Annotated in this window: 13 protein-coding genes; 7 read left to right on the top strand and 6 right to left on the bottom strand. The window is 71.6% G+C overall.

Annotated features, from left to right (window positions below):
- Window positions 1-18: 18 nt before the first annotated feature.
- Window positions 19-453: a hypothetical protein gene (locus ABZX96_RS31975; protein WP_355551138.1), complete on the top strand. Its 435-nt coding sequence runs from the start codon at window positions 19-21 to the stop codon at window positions 451-453.
- A gap of 228 nt (window positions 454-681) precedes the next feature.
- Window positions 682-2,391, top strand: coding sequence for a methionine--tRNA ligase (gene metG / locus ABZX96_RS31970; RefSeq protein ID WP_355551137.1), 1,710 nt, complete (start codon window positions 682-684; stop codon window positions 2,389-2,391).
- A 72-nt stretch (window positions 2,392-2,463) separates the two neighbouring features.
- Here the strand turns inward: metG and ABZX96_RS31965 are convergent, their stop codons facing one another.
- Both ABZX96_RS31965 and aspS read right to left on the bottom strand, forming a co-directional pair.
- Window positions 2,464-3,174 (bottom strand): Uma2 family endonuclease, encoded by a 711-nt coding sequence (locus ABZX96_RS31965; protein WP_355551136.1) that lies wholly within the window; start codon window positions 3,172-3,174, stop codon window positions 2,464-2,466.
- 118 nt (window positions 3,175-3,292) lie between these two features.
- Entirely contained in the window at window positions 3,293-5,062 is a 1,770-nt protein-coding gene (gene aspS, locus ABZX96_RS31960; protein ID WP_355551135.1) for an aspartate--tRNA ligase, read from the bottom strand.
- Between the two features lie 290 nt (window positions 5,063-5,352).
- Between aspS and ABZX96_RS31955 the strand changes: the two genes are divergently transcribed.
- Window positions 5,353-7,623, top strand: a complete 2,271-nt coding sequence (locus ABZX96_RS31955; protein ID WP_355551133.1) for a SpoIIE family protein phosphatase — start codon at window positions 5,353-5,355, stop codon at window positions 7,621-7,623.
- 95 nt (window positions 7,624-7,718) lie between these two features.
- On the opposite strand, the gene ABZX96_RS31950 is transcribed toward ABZX96_RS31955, so the two are convergent.
- From ABZX96_RS31950 to ABZX96_RS31940, 3 genes are all read right to left on the bottom strand, one after another.
- Entirely contained in the window at window positions 7,719-8,804 is a 1,086-nt protein-coding gene (locus tag ABZX96_RS31950; protein WP_355551166.1) for an AI-2E family transporter, read from the bottom strand.
- 327 nt (window positions 8,805-9,131) lie between these two features.
- Entirely contained in the window at window positions 9,132-10,085 is a 954-nt protein-coding gene (locus ABZX96_RS31945; RefSeq protein ID WP_355551131.1) for a pirin family protein, read from the bottom strand.
- Window positions 10,086-10,442: 357 nt separating this feature from the next.
- A complete protein-coding gene (locus ABZX96_RS31940) occupies window positions 10,443-10,913 on the bottom strand; it encodes an SseB family protein (RefSeq protein ID WP_355551129.1) in 471 nt (156 codons plus the stop codon).
- A 363-nt stretch (window positions 10,914-11,276) separates the two neighbouring features.
- Here ABZX96_RS31940 and ABZX96_RS31935 point away from each other — a divergent pair, with 363 nt between their 5' ends.
- Window positions 11,277-13,103: an acyl-CoA dehydrogenase gene (locus ABZX96_RS31935; RefSeq protein WP_355551127.1), complete on the top strand. Its 1,827-nt coding sequence runs from the start codon at window positions 11,277-11,279 to the stop codon at window positions 13,101-13,103.
- 171 nt (window positions 13,104-13,274) lie between these two features.
- On the opposite strand, the gene ABZX96_RS31930 is transcribed toward ABZX96_RS31935, so the two are convergent.
- Window positions 13,275-14,303, bottom strand: coding sequence for a beta-ketoacyl-ACP synthase III (locus ABZX96_RS31930; protein WP_355551125.1), 1,029 nt, complete (start codon window positions 14,301-14,303; stop codon window positions 13,275-13,277).
- Window positions 14,304-14,393: 90 nt separating this feature from the next.
- Between ABZX96_RS31930 and ABZX96_RS31925 the strand changes: the two genes are divergently transcribed.
- From ABZX96_RS31925 to ABZX96_RS31915, 3 genes are all read left to right on the top strand, one after another.
- Entirely contained in the window at window positions 14,394-14,996 is a 603-nt protein-coding gene (locus ABZX96_RS31925; RefSeq protein WP_355551123.1) for a TetR/AcrR family transcriptional regulator, read from the top strand.
- Window positions 14,997-15,489: 493 nt separating this feature from the next.
- Window positions 15,490-16,785: a M18 family aminopeptidase gene (locus ABZX96_RS31920; RefSeq protein ID WP_355551121.1), complete on the top strand. Its 1,296-nt coding sequence runs from the start codon at window positions 15,490-15,492 to the stop codon at window positions 16,783-16,785.
- 1 nt (window position 16,786) lies between these two features.
- On the top strand, window positions 16,787-17,849 hold a 1,063-nt coding region (locus ABZX96_RS31915; protein ID WP_355551119.1), incomplete at its 3' end, for a BTAD domain-containing putative transcriptional regulator.

The following is a 17,849-nucleotide window of genomic DNA, read 5'->3' as shown; positions in this document are numbered from 1 at the left end:
GCAAAGCCAGGGGAAGCCATGAGTGAGACATTCCGGTACCGGTTGCGCACCCCTGGGGGCGGGCTGGCCGCGAACCTGTCCGCGCAGGCCCTGACCTCCCTCGACGCGCCCGCCCACCGCCTGCGGATCCACCGCGACGTCTACCTGGCGGCACCCGGCGAAATCTATTGGCTCGACCTTGCCTGGTTGTCCTTCGGCCTCCGCCTGCACGCCGAGTACCTGTCCACCCGACACAAAAACGGCCTGGTCGTCAAAGTGCTGTCGCTGGATTTCCCGCTCAGCGATTACCGGTCCGAGGTGGCGGCCCTGGCCATGGACGGCTGGGTCCGCCAAGCGTGCAACGCCCCCGACATCGGCGCGCGGGCACGTTACGACCAGGAACGGGCCCGCGTCACCTTCGACTGGGGCATACCGGCGGATCCATTCGACGGCGTGACGGAAATGAATTACTGAACCGCCCCGAAAGAAAACCGGCAGCGCCCCCGCGGAAAATCATCCGAAGAATCGGTGCGCACACCGCAACCCCGCCAGCACCCCGATCACCGAACACGCGGCGCCGAAGGCCGGCCGATCCCCACCCCTAAAACCCGATCCAAACCCCCCACCCCGGTCCAGTACGATATTGACGACGTTCCGTAGAACAAAACCTCACTGTTCGTAGCGACTTGGGAGCAGCCGGCCATGGCTCGACACCTCATCACCAGCGCCCTTCCGTACATCAACGGGATCAAGCACCTGGGCAACATGGTGGGGTCCATGCTCCCGGCCGACGTGTACGCCCGGTACCTGCGGCAGCGCGGGCACGAGGTGCTGTACATCTGCGCGACGGACGAGCACGGGACGCCCGCCGAGCTGGCGGCCAAGGCGGCCGGGCAGTCGGTGGCGGACTTCTGCACCGAGCAGCACCACGCCCAGAAGGCGATCTACGACGGCTTCTCGCTGGCGTTCGACTACTTCGGGCGCAGCTCGTCGGCGCAGAACGTCGAGCTGACCCAGCACTTCGCGCGCAAGCTGCACGAGAACGGGTTCATCGAGGAGCGGGCCATCCGCCAGGTCTTCTCGATCGCCGACGACCGCTTCCTCCCGGACCGCTACATCGTCGGCACCTGCCCGCACTGCGGCTACGACAAGGCGCGCGGCGACCAGTGCGAGAACTGCACCCGTGTCCTGGACCCGACCGACCTGATCGACGCGCGTTCGGCGATCAGCGGCAGCAGCGAGCTGGAGGTGCGCGAGACCAAGCACCTGTTCCTGCTCCAGTCCAGGCTCCAGGGCGAGGTCGAGAGCTGGATCGACGCGACGGGTGAGGAGTGGCCGACGCTGGCCTCGTCCATCGCGCGCAAGTGGCTGACCGAGGGCCTCCAGGACCGGGCGATCACCCGTGACCTGGACTGGGGCGTGCCGGTGCCGGCGGACGTGTGGCCGGAGCTGGCGGCCGAGGGCAAGGTCTTCTACGTGTGGTTCGACGCGCCGATCGAGTACATCGGGGCGACGAAGGAGTGGGCCGACCAGGCGCCGGCCGAGCGGGACTGGAAGTCCTGGTGGTACGAGGCCGACGACGTGCGCTACACGGAGTTCATGGCCAAGGACAACGTGCCGTTCCACTCGGTGATGTTCCCGGCCACCCAGCTCGGCACCCGTGAGCCCTGGAAGAAGGTCGACTTCCTCAAGGCGTTCAACTGGCTGAACTACTACGGCGGCAAGTTCTCCACCTCGCAGCAGCGCGGCATCTTCACGGACGCGGCGCTGGAGCTGCTGCCCGCCGACTACTGGCGCTACTTCCTGATGGCGAACGCGCCGGAGTCCGACGACACCTCCTTCACCTGGGAGCTGTTCTCGTCCTCGGTGAACAAGGACCTCGCCGACACGCTGGGCAACTTCGTCAACCGGGTGCTGTCCTTCTCGCGCAAGCGGTTCGGTGACGAGGTCCCGGCGGGCAAGGCGGCCGGCGAGGCCGAGGCCAAGCTCGGCGAGGAGATCGCGCGGCTGCTCGCGGAGTACGAGGGCCACATGGAGGCCCTCCAGTTCCGCAAGGCCGCGGCGGCGCTGCGCGCCCTGTGGAGCGCGGGCAACTCCTACCTGGAGGAGAAGGCCCCCTGGCTGGAGATCAAGACCGACCAGGAGGCGGCGGCCCTGACGCTGCGCACGGCGATGAACCTGATCCACCTGTACGCGGTGGTCTCCGAGCCGTTCATCCCGGCCTCGGCGAAGGCGATGCGGGGCGCGTTCGCCCTGGACGGCGACACGGCCGCCTGGGTGACGGCGGACGAGGCCCGCGCGCTGGCCTCGGTCCCGGCCGGCACGGCGTTCACCGTTCCGCCGGTGCTCTTCGCGAAGATCACGGAGGACGACCTGGAGTCGTACCGGGAGCGGTTCGGCGCGGCCGAGTAAGCGGACGGATCGTTGGGCGAGGGCCCGGAACCCGTGCAGCGGTTCCGGGCCCTCGCCATCGGCACCCGGGGCCTACGCGGCCTTGCCTCCGTACGGGTGCCAGCCCGCCGTCCGCACGGTGAACCGCATGGGCTCCGGCATGGGGATGTCCTGACCGAAGACGCCCTTCGCGGTCTCGACGTAGTGCCGGCCGTCGAGCCGGAGCACGTGCCAGGTGGCGTCGTTGGGATCGACGATCACGTAGACGGGAATGCCGACCTGCGCGTATCGCTCCCTTTTGTCCTCCCGGTCGCGCCGGATGGCGGTCCGGGTCGTGGAGACCGTTTCGACGACGGCGAGCACGATCCGCGCGGGCCAGTCGGCCTCGTTGCCGGCCGGGCGGTCGGCGGACCGGATGACGACGGCATCGGCCCGCGGCCGGTAGTCGTCCGCCACCAGCAGCCCCCGCCCGTTCCATGCCTCGAACGGCTCCGGGGTGTGGCGGACGAAGGTGCGTCCGGGGAGGTCGTGGAAGTGGCCGGGGGTGGGCCGCGGGACGATCTCGCCGTCGAGCAGTTCGGCACGTGGGCCGTCGGGCGCATCCCCCTTGTGCCACATCCTGATCAGTGCGGTGTCCGCTGGGAGATCTTCCGGCACACCGGCCACAGCACGCCCGGGTTCACGGCACTCCACGATCTCCCGCAGCGCGGCGGCCACCGTCCCCTCCGGCGTCCGGGTGCCGAGGACCGCCGCGGCCTCGGCCAGGGCCCCCTTGTCGATCGCGTCGAGCGGCAGCTTGGCCATGGGCTCGTCCCTTCGTCGGCGTACGGGACCGCCACGCTATAGAGACCAGACGCCACAAAGCCCCGGATCACCCGATCCGGGGCTTCGCGTACGAACGAGCGAACGCTCGCCGTCCGTCCTACTTCTGCTTCACCTGCGGCTTGCGGATCGACAGGTGCAGCTCCTTCAGCCGCGACTCGTCGACCTCGCTCGGGGCGCCCATCAGGAGGTCCTGGGCGTTGCCGTTGAGGGGGAAGGCGATGGTCTCGCGGATGTTGGGCTCGTCGGCCAGGAGCATGACGATGCGGTCGACGCCGGGGGCGATGCCGCCGTGCGGGGGGGCGCCGTACTTGAAGGCGCGGAGCATGCCGCCGAACTCGCGCTCCACGGTCTCCTTGTCGTAACCGGCGATCTCGAAGGCCTTGTACATGACCTCGGGCTCGTGGTTCCGGATGGCGCCGGAGGACAGCTCGACGCCGTTGCAGACGATGTCGTACTGCCAGGCGAGGATGTCCAGCGGGTCCTTGGTCTCCAGGGCCTCCAGCCCGCCCTGGGGCATGGAGAAGGGGTTGTGGGAGAACTCGATCTTGCCGGTCTCCTCGTCCTTCTCGTACATCGGGAAGTCGACGATCCAGCAGAAGCGGAAGACGTTCTCCTCGAAGTGACCGGTGCGGCGGGCGGCCTCCACCCGGACCGCGCCCATGATCTTGGAGACCTCGTCGAACTCGCCGGCGCCGAAGAAGATCGCGTGGCCGGGCTTGGCGTCCAGCTTCGTCAGCAGGGCGGTGACGTCGTCCTCGGTGAGGAACTTGGCGATCGGGCCGGTCAGGGCACCCTCGTCGCCGACGCGGACCCAGGCCAGGCCCTTGGCGCCCTGCTGGACGGCGAAGTCGCCCATCTGGTCGAAGAACTTCCGCGGCTGGTCGCCGGTGTCCGGCACCGCCAGGGCGCGGACGTGCTTGTCGGCGAACGCCTTGAAGCCGCTGCCCGCGAACACCTCGGAGACGTCCACCAGCTCCAGCTTGGCGCGCAGGTCCGGCTTGTCGGAGCCGTACTTGAGCATCGCCTCGCGGAAGGGGATGCGCGGGAACGGGGAGGTGACGGTGCGACCGCCGCCGAACTCGGTGAAGAGCTCGGTCATCAGCTTCTCGATCGGCTGGAAGACGTCCTCCTGCTCGACGAAGCTCATCTCGACGTCGAGCTGGTAGAACTCGCCCGGCGAGCGGTCCGCGCGGGCGTCCTCGTCGCGGAAGCAGGGCGCGATCTGGAAGTAGCGGTCGAAGCCCGCGATCATCAGGAGCTGCTTGAACTGCTGCGGGGCCTGCGGCAGCGCGTAGAAGCGGCCGGCGTGCAGGCGCGAGGGCACCAGGAAGTCGCGGGCGCCCTCGGGCGAGGTGGCCGACAGGATCGGGGTGGCCAGCTCGTTGAAGCCCAGCGCGGTCATCTTCTGCCGGATGGCGGCGATGACGGCGGTGCGCAGCATGATGTTGCGGTGCATCCGCTCGCGGCGCAGGTCGAGGAAGCGGTACTCCAGGCGCTTCTCCTCGTTGACCCCGTCCTCGGCGTTGATCGTGAAGGGGATCTGCTCGGCGGCGCCGAGCACCTCGACGTCGGTGACCTCGATCTCGATCTCGCCGGTCGGCAGGTCGGGGTTGACGTTGTCCGCGCCGCGCGCGCTGACCTTGCCGTCGACGCGGACGACGGTCTCCTTGGTCAGGGAGCTGAGCGCCTCGTTGGCGGGGGTGCCGGGGCGGGCCACGAGCTGCACGAGGCCGTAGTGGTCGCGCAGATCGACGAAGAGGATGCCGCCCAGGTCACGTCGATTGTGCAGCCAGCCGCTCAGCCGGACGTCCGTGTCGACGTCCGCGGCCCGGAGCTCGCCGCAGGTGTGGGACCGGTAACGATGCATCGCTCATCCAAGTCGTCGCGAGTCGAAGAGTGGGACCGCGGTGGCGTGCGCCGGGCCCGTCGCCGCCGCCTCGGAAGCCCCCCGCGAAGGGGCTCCCCGGGAGCGGGCCGCGGACCGGAGCCGACACTGCGGAACCCTGGGGATATCCGCTCCAGGTTACCGCCCCCGCTCCCGCCACTGGGCTGTCCTCGGCACTTCGGGCACATCGGAGACATCAGACACTCCGTGGCACGATGGTCGCGTACGTCACACTGGTAACCGTCTTCCCGTACTCCACACGAAGAGATGCCATGCGCACCAAGGATCTCCTGGCCGCCATCGCAACCGGCCTGTGGCGGTGGGACGACGCGTCGAACGAGGTCGGCCTGGACGCCGAGGCCGCCCGGCTGCTGGGGCTGCCCGCCGAACCGGCGGTCCTCACCCCGGCCGCCGTCCGCGCCCGCTTCCACGCCGCGGACTTCGCCGAGGTCACCGGCATCGTCCGGCTCGCCCTGTCCGAGAGCACGCTCGCCGAGGCGCGCCTGCGGGTCATGGACGAGAACGGCCGCGTCGTCCGGGTCGTCCGCACCCGCACCCGCCCCCAGCTCTCCGCGACGGGAAGACTCCAGCTCGCCGGCACCCTCCAGGAGGTCCCCGAACCGCAGCCCGGTACCTCCGCCGCGAGCAACGCCGTCACCGGCGACTGGCGGCGCTCCCGCGAGGCGTTCCTGCTGGACGCGGGGCGGGCGCTGGCCGAGGCGCGGTCCACCGCCGAGGTGCTGCGGGTGGCGGCCGGGCTGTCCATGCCCGGCTTCGTCCCGGACGGGCTGGCCGTCTTCGGCATCGAGGGCGACCGCATCTCGATCATCGGCCACCACGGGCACCAGCCCGGCGACGAGCTGCCCTTCGCGGACATGCCGCTGCACACCGACTACCCCGCCGCCGAGGTCATCCGCACCGGCCGGGCCATCTACCTCTCCTCCCCGAAGGAGTACCGGACCCGCTTCCCCACCACCTGGCCGCTGGCCGAGATCTTCCACCGCCACTCGTGGGCGTTCCTGCCGCTGATCAGCGCCGGGCGCACGGTCGGCGCCTGGATGGCGGCCTTCGACCGGCCGGTGGCCTTCACCCCGGACGAGCGCTCGGTCCTCACCACCGTCGCCCGGATGCTCGCCCAGGCGCTGGCCCGCGCCGGGGACCAGGAGACGGAACGGGAATTGTCGGCCGGTCTCCAGCGCAGCATGATGCCGACGGTGCAGCCGGACATCCCCGGCATGACGGTCGCGGCGCGGTACGTGCCGACCGGCGGCGGCCTGGACGTGGGCGGCGACTGGTACGACATGATCACGCTGCCGTCCGGCCGGATCGCCCTCGTCATCGGCGACGTGCAGGGCCACGACGTGCGCGCCGCGGGCCTGATGGGGCAGCTCCGCATCGCCCTGCGCGCCTACGCCTCCGAGGGCCACCACCCCGACGCGGTGCTCTCCCGCGCCTCCCGCTTCCTGGCCGGCATCAACGACACCGAGGCCGCGGTGTCCGACCCGCGCTTCGCCACCTGCCTCTACATCGAGGTCGACCCGGAGACCGGCGTCCTGGACATCGCCCGCGCCGGCCACCCCGACCCGGCCATCCGCATGAACGACGGCACCACGCTCATCCGCCCCACCGCCGGCGGCCTGCCCCTGGGCATCACCCCGGACACCGACTACCCCATCACCCGGTTCGCCCTGGAACCCGGCGAGACGATGATGGTCTGCACCGACGGCCTCATCGAGACCGGCGGCCACGACCTGGGCACCGGCTGGGACCGGCTGCGCCAGGTCCTGGAGCGGTACGAGGACGACGGCAGCGCCGAGGGCCTGGAAGCCCTCGCCGACTCGCTGGTCCAGGCGGTGCACGGGCCCTCCTCGTACCACACCACCGGGCCGCTGGCGGAGCGGCGCGAGGACGACGTCGCCGTGCTGCTGCTGTCCCGGGAGAGCCACGCGTACGCCGCGGCCCGCGGCGCGCGGCGGCGCCCCGTCCGCCGCACGGTCGTCACCGTCGCCCAGGCCGAGCCGCAGCGGATCGCCGAGGCCCGCCGCCAGGTCCGCGACGTGCTGCACGACTGGGCCGACCCCGACCAGGTGGACTCCGCCGTCCTGATGGTCTCCGAGATGGTCACCAACGTCCTCACCCACACCGACGGCGACGCCCTGCTCGTCGCCGAGATCACCGGCGAGATGGGCTCCCGGCGCATCCACGTCGACGTCGCCGACAGCAGCGACGAGCTCCCGCACCGCCGCAGCCCCGGCGAGATGGCCTCCTCCGGACGCGGGCTGGTGCTGCTGGAACTGCTGGCCGGCGCCTGGGGCGTGGAGCCGCGCGGGGACGGCAAGTCGACGTGGTTCGAGATGTACGAGGACGCGGGCGAGACCACCGGGGGAATCGGCGACGAGGGCGGCGGGACCGGCACCCCGGACACCACCGGGAAGCCCCCGACACCCGGCGCCGCGTACGGCGAACCGGCACCCGCGCCGGAGCAGCCGATCGGGTCGGCGGCGCGGGGGGTGGTGGCGTCCACGGGGGTGGATGGCGGGTGATGAGGTGGGGGCGGCGGGTGACGAGGTGGGGGGCAGGCTGAGGGCTCCTGGCGGGTGACGGGCCGGGGGCGGCGGGCTGAGGGCTTCGGTCGTGATCAGCCCTCCCGCACGTCCCCGCCCCCCTCGTCCCCGTCCCCGTCCTCGTTCTCGTCCTCCCCCGGCCCGTAACGCGTCCGCAGATCCGAGAGCACCCCGATCGCCGCCGCCGTCAGGGGGACGGCCAGCAGCATGCCCAGGATGCCGGCCACCGCCGCGCCCGCCGCCAGGGCCAGCAGCACGATCGCCGGGTGCATCCGCACCGTGCGGCTCTGGATGATCGGTTGCAGGATGTGGCCCTCCAGCACCACCTGGACCAGCAGGATGATCCCCAGCGCCCACACGGCGATCACGAAACCGCGGTCGGCGAGCGCGACGAGGACCGCCACCGCGCCCGAGATGAACGCGCCCAGGTAGGGGATGTACGCCCCGACGAACACCAGCGCGCCCAGCCCCACCGCCCCCGGCACCCGCAGGATCAGCAGCCCGACGCAGATGCACACCGCGTCGATGAGCGCGATCAGCGTCGTGCCGCGCATGAAGCCCTCGATGGCCTGGAAGGCGCGCCGGGCCAGCCGTTCCAGTTCGGGCGCCGAGGAGCCGGGCGCCCAGTGCCGCAGGGAGCGCAGCACCCGGCCGGAGTCGCGCAGGAAGAAGAAGGTCAGCAGCAGCGCCAGCACCGCGGCGGCCACGTACTGCACGACGACGCTGACCCCGGCCATCACCCCCGACGCCGCCTTGCCGCCGAACTTCCCGAGGAGTTCCTTGGCGTTGGAGGCCATGTCGTCCAGCGAGGTGCCGGGCGTGCCGAGGTGGCGGGAGACGTCCTGGGCCGCCTGCTTGACCGAGGCGACGATCTGGTCGCCGCTGTCCACCAGCGCGTTCACCACGATGTACCCGGCGCCGCCGACCACGATCAGCAGGACGGCGCAGGTCAGCCCGGCCGCCAGCGAGTGGTTCAGCTTCATGGCCACCAGCCGCCGGTACAGCGGCCCCAGCAGCGCGCTCCCCAGCAGGGCCAGCAGGACGGGCGTGACGGCGGCCCGCAGTTCCACGCACAGCCACACCAGGACGGCGACCACGGCGGCCACCAGCAGCAGCGCCCCGCACCAGGCCGCCGTGCGGCGCACGGGCCGGGGCAGCAGGGCGGCACCGTCGCCGGTCCGGCCCCGGTCGTGGTCCTGGTGTCCTCTCGCCTCGTGCGCGTCGTTCGCCTCGTTCGCCACGGGAACAGTGGACCATGCGAACGTCTACAAATTGCGCAAATCAGTCATTACGCATGTGCGGTGAACGCCGGTCCCGCAAGGTGGACACCCGAGTCGTTGTCCCCGGCACCCGGCTCCCGGCACGGGGAGCGGCGCGGGCCGATGGTTCGGCCGCCGGGCCTGCCCGCGCCGCTCCGTACGCCTCTCGGCGCCGTGCCGCCGGAGGGCGCCCCAACGCCCTCCGGCCCCCGGTTCACCCCGCCGGGGTCACGCCGCTTCGGCCGGGACGGTGCCCAGCCGGCCCGCCTGGAAGTCCTCGAAGGCCTGGGCGAGCTCGGCGTGCGTGTTCATGACGAAGGGTCCGTAGTGCATCATCGGCTCGCGGATCGGCAGCCCGCCGAGCAGCACCAGCTCGAAGTTCGCGCTGCGGGAGTCCTGGCTCTCGGCGGCGCGGACGGTGAGCGTGTCCCCGTCGCCGAAGACGACGGCCTGGCCCATGCCGAAGGGCCGGCTCTCCGCTCCGGCGTACCCCTGCCCCGCGAGCCCGTACGCGAGGGCGTTGAAGTCCTGCCGCCAGGGCAGCGTGACCTCGGCGCCGGGGCTCACCGAGGCGTGGATCATCGTGATCGGCGTGTGCGTGATGCCCGGCCCCTCGTGGCCGTCCAGCTCGCCCGCGATGACCCGCAGCAGCGCGCCGCCGTCGCCGGAGGTCAGGAGCTTGACGCTGCCGCCGCGGATGTCCTGGTAGCGGGGGTCGGTCATCTTGGCCCGGGCCGGCAGGTTCACCCACAGCTGGAGGCCGTGGAAGAGGCCGCCGGACATGACGAGTTCCTCGGGCGGGGTCTCGATGTGCAGCAGGCCGGAGCCCGCCGTCATCCACTGGGTGTCGCCGTTGGTGATGGTGCCGCCACCGCCGTGCGAGTCCTGGTGGATGAAGGTGCCGTCGATGATGTAGGTGACGGTCTCGAAGCCGCGGTGCGGGTGCCAGGGGGTGCCCTTCGGCTCGCCGGCCTCGTAGTCCACCTCGCCCATCTGGTCCATCATGATGAACGGGTCCAGGTGCCGGTAGTCGATGCCCGCGAACGCGCGGCGCACCGGGAACCCCTCCCCTTCGAAGCCGCTCGGCGCGGTCGACACCGCCCGGGCCGGGCGCGGACGCGCGCCGACGGGGGCACTCACCCGGGGCAGGATCAACGGGTTCTCTACGGTCACAGCAGGCATGACGGCCTCCTTCTGGCGTTCGCCGCCCAACTTAGTTGAACAGTGAACAATCAGCAAGGCGCACGGCATTCCCGCAGGAGCGTCCGCGTACGGAAGGGGAATCGCGCCCCTCCGGCGCCCGCCCGCGCGCCTTCGCGCACACGGGTGCTCACGGAGGCGGGATATACACCCGTGGGGGCGCGCCGGGCCTCGTCGGCGTCAGGCGGCGGACCCGAGAAATCACCCGGCCCCATGAGCGGGAGCCCGTAAAACAGCGAGGCCCGTAAACGCGAAAAGGCGGGCGCCCACCCCTCCGCGACCCGTGCCCCGGGCCGCGAAACGGCAGGCGCCCGCCCCTTACGGGTCCGGGCAACCGGATCAGCCGTACATCCGCCGCATCGCGAAGTCGACCATCTGCTCCACGGCCTTCGCGTCGAAGACCATGCGGTGGTCGCCCTCCATGTCCAGGACGAAGCCGTAGCCGGTCGGCAGCAGGTCCAGCACCTCCGCGCCGGTGATCACGAAGTACTTGGACTCCTTGCCCGCGTACCGGCGGAGCTCCTTGAGCGAGGTGAACATCGGGATGACCGGCTGCTGGGTGTTGTGGAGCGCCAGGAAGCCGGGGTTGTCACCGCGCGGGCAGTAGACCTTGGACGTCGAGAAGATGCCCTGGAAGTCCTCGGCCGACATCGAGCCGGTGGTGAAGGCGCGCACCGCGTCGGTGAGGGAGGGCGGTGACGGCTCCGGGTACAGCGGCTGCTCCCCGTAGCCGCCGGGGGCCGGGTGCTGCGGCGGCGGGGCGCCGTACTGCTGCTGCCCGGGGCCCGGGTTCTGGTCGTAGCCGTACATGCGGCACAGCGTACTGAGTCCTTGTGACACACGGCCGCCCAAGGTCACGGAGTCCCGGCGAACCCACGGGAAAAGGTCACGGCGTCCCCGGTGAACCCCCCGGAAAAGGTCACGGAGTCCCCAACGAGCCCACGGGAGACGGCCGCGGGACGGTACGACGGTCCGTGGCGGCGGCGATCGCGGAGAACGCGCGGCGAACCCCGGACGAACGGCGGCGCCCGCCCCGTAAAGCGCCGAGGGACGCTCGTCACAGATGCGCGATCAGGGGTTGCTTCTTATTACCGACGGGTAGCATCATCGGTAGCTACTTGCTGGTATTGCGTGTTGAGGCCGGTCCTCACGAATACATACGGAGTCGCACCCATGGGGCACTACAAGTCGAATCTCCGCGACATCGAGTTCAACCTCTTCGAGGTGCTCGGGCGCGACCGCGTGTACGGCACCGGACCGTTCGCGGAGATGGACGTCGACACCGCCAAGAGCGTGCTGTCCGAGATCGCCCGGCTCTCCGAGAACGAGCTGGCCGACTCCTTCGCCGACGCCGACCGCAACCCACCGGTCTTCGACCCCGAGACCAACACCGCCCCCGTCCCCGACTCCTTCAAGAAGAGCTACCAGGCGTACATGGACGCCGAGTGGTGGCGCCTGGGCATCCCCGAGGAGCTCGGCGGCACCACCGCGCCGCGCTCGCTGCTGTGGGCCTTCGCCGAGACGATCCTGGGCGCCAACCCGGCCGTGTGGATGTACGCGTCCGGCCCTGCGTTCGCGGGCGTCCTCTACGACGAGGGCACCGAGGAGCAGCACAAGATCGCGCAGCGGATGGTGGACCGGCAGTGGGGCTCCACCATGGTGCTGACCGAGCCGGACGCCGGTTCGGACGTGGGCGCCGGCCGCACCAAGGCCGTCCGGCAGGAGGACGGCTCCTGGCACATCGAGGGCGTCAAGCGCTTCATCACCTCCGGCGAGCACGACATGTCGGAGAACATCGTCCACTTCGTGCTGGCCCGCCCCGAGGGCGCCGGTCCCGGCACCAAGGGCCTGTCCCTGTTCATCGTCCCCAAGTACGACTTCGACTGGGAGACCGGCGAGCTGGGCGAGCGCAACGGCGTCTACGCCACCAACGTCGAGCACAAGATGGGCCTGAAGGCCTCCAACACCTGCGAGATGACCTTCGGCGCCAACCACCCGGCCAAGGGCTGGCTGCTGGGCGAGAAGCACGACGGTATCCGCCAGATGTTCAAGATCATCGAGTTCGCCCGGATGATGGTCGGCACGAAGGCCATCGCCACCCTCTCCACCGGCTACCTCAACGCCCTTGAGTACGCCAAGGAGCGCGTGCAGGGCCCGGACCTGGCGGCCTTCACCGACAAGACCGCGCCGCGCGTCACCATCACCCACCACCCCGACGTCCGCCGCGCGCTGATGACGCAGAAGGCGTACGCCGAGGGCATGCGCGCGCTGGTGCTCTACACCGCCGCCGTGCAGGACGAGGTGCTGGTCAAGCAGGCCGCGGGCGAGGACGCCTCGGCCGCCGTCCGCCTGAACGACCTGCTGCTGCCGATCGTCAAGGGCTACGGCTCGGAGAAGTCCTACGAGCAGCTCGCGCAGTCGCTCCAGACCTTCGGCGGCTCCGGGTACCTCCAGGAGTACCCGATCGAGCAGTACATCCGGGACGCCAAGATCGACACCCTGTACGAGGGCACCACCGCCATCCAGGGCCAGGACTTCTTCTTCCGGAAGATCGTCCGGGACCAGGGCCAGGCGCTCACCGTCCTCTCGGAGGAGATCAAGAAGTTCCTGGCCGAGGCGGTCGGCGGCGAGGAGCTGGAGCAGGCGCGCGGCGAGCTGGCCAAGGCCGCGGCCGACCTGGAGGCGATCGTCGGCACCATGCTGACGGACCTCGCCGCCACCGAGAAGGACGTCAAGTCCATCTACAAGGTCGGCCTGAACACCACCCGCCTGCTCATGGCCTCCGGTGACGTGGTCATCGGCTACCTGCTCCTGAAGGGCGCGGCGGTCGCGGCCGAGAAGCTGGCCGGCGCCTCCGCCAAGGACAAGCCGTTCTACGCGGGCAAGATCGCGGCGGCCAAGTTCTTCGCGCACAACGTCCTGCCGGGCGTCGCGGTGCAGCGCGGCCTGGCCGAGACCGTGGACCAGTCGCTGATGGAGCTGGACGAAGCGGCGTTCTGAGCCGGGGCGGGGGTGCCGGGGCCCGGTGATACCGGGGTCCGGCACCGCCCGGCCGATCGGCTTGGCTCCAAGGGCCTGCCTTCCGTTCGCGGGGGCGGGCCCTTTGGCGTGGGGGGCGGGGCCTGCCCCTCACGGCCTGCCCCTCACGGCCTCCCCCTCACGGCCTCCCCCTCACGGGCACTCCACCACCTGCCCCGCCCAGGACATCCCGCCGCCGAAGCTCAGCAGCAGCACCTTGCCGCCGGAGGGCAGCTCGCCGCGCTCGACCAGCTTGGAGAGGGCCAGCGGCACGGACGCGGCGGAGGTGTTGCCGGACTCCACGACGTCCTGGGCGATCACCACGTCCTCCGGCAGGTCAAGCTGGCGCAGCACCGCCTCGATCAGGCGCAGGTTGGCCTGGTGGGTGACGACGCCGGCCAGCTCGCCCGGCTCGATCCCGGCGCGGCGGCATGCCTCCCGGGCGAGACCCGGGAGTTCGGCGGTGGCCCAGCGGTAGACCGCCTGCCCCTCCTGCGTGAAGCGCGGCTGCCACTCGTCCACCAGCCGCACGTAATCACCCCGGGAGGGGTCGGAGCCCCACACCACGGGGCCGATCCCGGCCGTACCGAAGCTGTTTCCCTCTGTCCCGGAGCCGATTCCGTCCGCCCCGAAGCCGATGCCGTCCGCCCCGGATCCGACCCCGTCCGACTCCGAGGCGCTGAGGACGGCCGCGCCCGCGCCGTCCGCGAGCAGGACGCAGGTGCTGCGGTCGGTCCAGTCGGTGACGTCCGACATCTTCTCCGCGCCGATGACCAGGGCGTGCCGGGCGGCGCCCGCGCGCAGCGCGTGATCGGCGGTGGCCAGCGCCGTGCAGAAGCCCGCACACCCGTTGTTCAGGTCGAACGCCACCGGGGACGGCAGCCCGAGGCGGCCCGCGACCTGGGCGGCGATCGAGGGGCACCGGTCGACGGCAGAGCAGGTCGCCACGGTGACGAGGCCGATGTCGCGGGGGTCGAGCCCGGAGGCGGCGAGCGCCTTCTCCGCCGCCGCGGCGGCCATGTCGGTCACGGACTCGGCCTCGTCGGCGATCCGGCGGGTGGCGATGCCGGTGCGGCGGCGGATCCAGTCGTCGCTGGTCTCGACCATGCGCGCCAGGTCGTCGTTGGTCAGCACGCGGGACGGCTGGTAGTGGCCCAGGGCGGTGATGCGGGCTCCCGGCACGGCGGTACTCCTCGGGTCGTCGGAACTGCCGGGGAGAATAGCAACCGAACGGTCGTAAGTTAAATGAGCGCCCGGCGATACGATGGGGGCATGAGTCCACGCAAGTCCGCTGCCGAGGCCCGCAAGACGCGGGAGCGGATCATCGAACGCGGCATCGCGATCGCCTCGGTGGAAGGGCTCGAAGGGCTGACCATCGGACGGCTCGCCACCGACCTCGGCATGAGCAAGGCCGGCGTCCTCGGACACTTCGGCACCAAGGAAGCGCTCCAGCTCGCCACCCTCGAAGAGGCGTCGACGATCTTCTCCCGCACGGTCTGGGAACCGGCCGCCGACGCGACCCCCGGCCTCGCCCGCCTCCGCGCGGTCTGCGAGTCCTGGACCACCTACCTCGAACGCGAACGCGACACCTTCCCCGGCGGCTGCTTCTTCACCACGGCCACGGTGGAGTACGACGCGCGCCGCGGCCCCGTGCGGGACACCGTCTTCCGCCTCTTCACGCTCTGGCGGCGCCGCCTGATCGGCGAGCTGCGCCTCGCCGTGGAGGCGGGCGAGCTGCCGCCGGACACCGAGCCCGAACAGATCGCGTTCGAGCTGATCGGCATCTACATGGCCCTCAACCAGGCGGTCCAGCTCTCCGCCGACCGCAAGGCCCCCGACCGCACCCGCCGCGCGGTGGCCCGGCTCCTCGGCTGACGAGGGACGCGTCCCGGGCGGGCGGTTGCCGGACGACGGGCGGGCGCCGGACGACGGGCGGGCGCCGGACGACGGGCGGGCGCCGGACGACGGGCGGGCGCCGGACGACGGGCGAGCGGCTGCCGGACGACGGACAGGCGCCGGACGACGGGCGAGCGGCTGCCGGACGACGGACAGGCGGCTGCCGGACGAACGAGGGACGGATATCGCTCGACGGACGAACGAGGACCGGCCACCGCCCGACGGTCGAACGAGGACCGGCCACCGCTCGACGGTCGAACGAGGACCGGCCACCACCCGACGAACGCTCGACCACCCACCCCAACAGCCGAACACCCGGCGCCCCAACTCCCCCCAGCCGCCCCCAACATGCCCCCAAATGCCCCCACCGCTCACCAACCGCCCCCATACCGATCGCCGACCGTCCCGCATCGGTCAACCATCGCCCCGCGCGTTCCAAGAGCGGCAAGACAGCAGTCCTTATGCTGACTACATGAGTAATTCCGCCCGCTTCGATCGCGGCCACACCGACGACCTCATGTCCTTCCTCGCCGCCAGTCCCTCCCCGTACCACGCGGTGGCGAACGCGGCCGAGCGGCTGGAGAAGGCGGGCTTCCGCCAGGTAGCCGAGACCGACGCCTGGGACGGTGAGGCGGGCGGGAAGTACGTGATCCGCGGTGGCGCCCTCATCGCCTGGTACGTGCCCGTGGGCGCCACCCCGGCCACTCCGTACCGGATTGTGGGGGCTCACACCGACTCTCCCAATTTGCGCGTCAAGCCCCACCCGGACACCCACTCCGGCGGCTGGCGACAGGTCGCCGTCGAGATCTACGGCGGCACGCTCCTCAACACCTGGCTCGACCGCGACCTCGGCCTCAGCGGACGGCTGACCCTGAGCGACGGCAGCCACCGGCTCGTCAACATCGACCGGCCGCTGCTGCGCGTCCCGCAGCTCGCCGTCCACCTCGACCGCTCCGTCAACGCCGACGGGCTCAAGCTCGACAAGCAGCGCCACATGACGCCCGTTTGGGGCCTGGGCGAGGTGCACGAGGGCGACCTGATCTCGTTCGTCGCGGACGAGGCCGACGTGCCCGCCGACGAGGTGCGCGGCTGGGACCTGATGGTCCACAGCGTCGAACCGCCCGCCTACCTGGGCCGCGACCACGAGCTGGTGGCCGGTCCGCGCATGGACAACCTCCTGTCCGTCCACGCCGGCACCGCCGCGCTCGCCGCCGCGGCGACCGGCGGCGCCACCCTCCCCTGCATCCCCGTCCTGGCCGCCTTCGACCACGAGGAGAACGGCAGCCAGTCGGACACCGGCGCGGAGGGGCCGCTGCTCGGCACGGTGCTGGAGCGCTCGGTGTTCGCGCGCGGCGGTTCGTACGAGGACCGGGCGCGGGCGCTGGCCGGGACGATCTGTCTGTCCTCGGACACCGGCCACGCCGTCCACCCCAACTACAGCGAGCGCCACGAGCCGGGCCACCACCCCATGCCCAACGGCGGCCCGATCCTGAAGGTCAACGTCAACCAGCGGTACGCCACCGACGGCACCGGGCGGGCGATCTTCGCGGACGCCTGCGAGCGGGCCGGGGTGCCGTGGCAGTCCTTCGTCTCCCACAACTCCATGCCCTGCGGCACCACGATCGGCCCAATCACCGCCGCCCGGCACGGCATCACCACCGTCGACATCGGCGTGGCGATCCTGTCCATGCACTCCGCCCGCGAACTGTGCGGCGCGGACGACCCGCACATGCTCGCCAACGCGCTGACCACCTTCCTGGAGGGGTGAGTTGGAGTTCTCCCTGCTGGGCCCGATCAGCGTCGCCACCGGTTCCGGTGAGCTGGCGCTCGGGCCCGCCAAACGGCGCAGCGTCCTCGCCCTGCTGCTGTTGCGGCCCAACACCACTGTTCCGCTGGAGCAGTTGATCGACGCCCTCTGGGAGGAAGAGCCACCCGAGCACGCCCGGACGGTCGTCCAGGGCCACGTCTCCCGCCTCCGCGCCACCCTCGCCGAGGCCGGTGCGGAGGCGTACGGCGTCGGGCTGGCCACGCACGGCTCGGCGTACCTGCTGCGGCTCCCCGAGGAGCTGATCGACGCCCACCGCTTCGGCGAACTCGTCGCCCTGGCACGCCCCGAGAACGCCCCCGGCGACGCCGTACCGCTGCTGCGCGAGGCGCTGGCCCTGTGGCGCGGGCCCGCGCTCACCGGGACGGTGCCCAGCCCGCCGTTCGCCGCCGCCGCGCACGCGCTGGAGGAGCGGCGGCTGACCGCGGTCGAGGCGCTGGCCCGTGCCTACTCGGCGATGGACGACCACGAGCAGGCCGCGTCCGTCCTGTACTCCGCCGCGGTCACCCACCCGCTGCGGGAGGGGCTGATCGCGGCCCTGATCCGCACGCTGTTCCGCACGGGCCGCCAGTCGGACGCCATCGAGTGGTTCCACCGCACCCGCCGCCTGCTGGACGAGGAACTGGGCGTACCGCCCGGCGAACGGCTGACCGCCGCGTACGAGGAGATCCTGCGCGCGGAACGCGGCAGCGGACGGCGCGGCGGCGCGCAGGGGGGCGCCGGCACCGTTGTACCCGGGACCAGGCCCGCGAGCACGGACGGCGGGCGATCCGCGAGTACGGGCAACGGCGGACGGGCCACGAGTCCGAACGCCGGGCAGGCCGCGCGTGCGAACGGTGGACAGGCCGCGCGTGCGAACGACGGACGGGCCGCCGCGGAGGTCCCCGCACCACGGGGCGACGGGGGCCCGCGTCCGGGCGGCGACGCCCCCACCGGGGGGGGGGGCCCCCCCCCGGGCCCCCCCCACCGGGGAGCGGGCCCGCACCGGCCCCCCCCGCGAGACCCCC

Origin of the sequence: Streptomyces sp. NPDC003077 (genome assembly GCF_040611095.1) — a bacterium.
In the GTDB taxonomy this organism is placed as follows: domain Bacteria; phylum Actinomycetota; class Actinomycetes; order Streptomycetales; family Streptomycetaceae; genus Streptomyces.
The sequence above is the reverse complement of the archived record's forward strand: the minus strand, read 5'-3'. Positions and strand labels throughout refer to the sequence as shown.

Coding starts and splice junctions, on each gene's coding strand:
- ABZX96_RS31975 (WP_355551138.1), top strand. CDS start 19: ATGAGTGAGACATTCCGGTACCGGTTGCGCACCCCTGGGGGCGGGCTG.
- metG (WP_355551137.1), top strand. CDS start 682: ATGGCTCGACACCTCATCACCAGCGCCCTTCCGTACATCAACGGGATC.
- ABZX96_RS31965 (WP_355551136.1), bottom strand. CDS start 3,174: ATGGCCAAGCTGCCGCTCGACGCGATCGACAAGGGGGCCCTGGCCGAG.
- aspS (WP_355551135.1), bottom strand. CDS start 5,062: ATGCATCGTTACCGGTCCCACACCTGCGGCGAGCTCCGGGCCGCGGAC.
- ABZX96_RS31955 (WP_355551133.1), top strand. CDS start 5,353: ATGCGCACCAAGGATCTCCTGGCCGCCATCGCAACCGGCCTGTGGCGG.
- ABZX96_RS31945 (WP_355551131.1), bottom strand. CDS start 10,085: ATGCCTGCTGTGACCGTAGAGAACCCGTTGATCCTGCCCCGGGTGAGT.
- ABZX96_RS31940 (WP_355551129.1), bottom strand. CDS start 10,913: ATGTACGGCTACGACCAGAACCCGGGCCCCGGGCAGCAGCAGTACGGC.
- ABZX96_RS31935 (WP_355551127.1), top strand. CDS start 11,277: ATGGGGCACTACAAGTCGAATCTCCGCGACATCGAGTTCAACCTCTTC.
- ABZX96_RS31925 (WP_355551123.1), top strand. CDS start 14,394: ATGAGTCCACGCAAGTCCGCTGCCGAGGCCCGCAAGACGCGGGAGCGG.
- ABZX96_RS31920 (WP_355551121.1), top strand. CDS start 15,490: ATGAGTAATTCCGCCCGCTTCGATCGCGGCCACACCGACGACCTCATG.